Here is an 882-nt window from a genome sequence, read left to right as displayed (position 1 = left end):
CCTCGCGGCCGGCGACAAGATCGTCGTGAAGGGCTCGGGCTACGACCCGGCGGCCAACGTCGGCGGGCGCGGCGTGCCGATCCCGAAGGATCTTCCGCAGGGCACCTACGTCGTGTTCGGCAACTTCGCCTCGACATGGCAGCCGTCCACCGGTGCCGCGTCGTCGACACGATCCGTGGGGGCGCAGGTCTGGGCGCTCTCCGAGGACGTGCTGAACCAGGTGCCGTCCCCGTATCACGGTGCGATCCGCGCGCAGTGGGTCGACATCGCGGACGACGGCACGTTCCAGGCGACCCTGACGCTGAAGGACGCGTCCTCGACTCCGGGCTCATACGGCGTCTACACCTACGCGGCCGGAGGCGTGGTCAACGTCGATCAGGAGCGCAGCGTCGCACTGAACTACGCCGAGACCGCCACTCTCACCGCCACGGTGAAGAGCGCGACCGCGAAGGATGGGCTCGCGGTCGAGGCGAAGGCATCGAAGCTCGGCGCCATCACGGGTGCCTACGTCGCGCTGATCGAGGCGGGAACCGAGGCGGAGGTCACCACCGGCGGCGGATTCCTCGCGATGCAGTACGTGCGCGGCATCTCCGGCGGCGTGTTCACCGTCGACCTCACAGCTGTTGCCTCCACGCTCGACCGCACGAAGTCCTACGAAGTGATCGTCTGGAAGCAGCACACGATGCCGAACGCCGACACCCTGTACGCCCGCGACGCGGTCACGATCAGCGACGCCGAGTGGGATGCGCTCACCGCCCCGACGTTCACCCCGTCGCTCGAGGTCTTCCTTGCCGACGGCACCACCCCGGCCGGGAGTGCCGCCCTCGCGGCCGGCGACAAGATCGTCGTGAAGGGCTCGGGCTACGACCCGGCGGCCAACGT

The 882-nt window shown here is 69.2% G+C and carries 1 pseudogene; it reads left to right on the top strand.

Annotation, left to right across the window (positions count from 1 at the left end):
- Positions 1-882, top strand: a pseudogene (locus tag L978_RS19025) (hypothetical protein); the annotation flags it as partial.

The sequence above is a fragment of the Microbacterium sp. ZOR0019 genome (assembly GCF_000800925.1).
GTDB classification, from domain to species: domain Bacteria; phylum Actinomycetota; class Actinomycetes; order Actinomycetales; family Microbacteriaceae; genus Microbacterium; species Microbacterium aurugineum.
The sequence above is the reverse complement of the archived record's forward strand: the minus strand, read 5'-3'. Positions and strand labels throughout refer to the sequence as shown.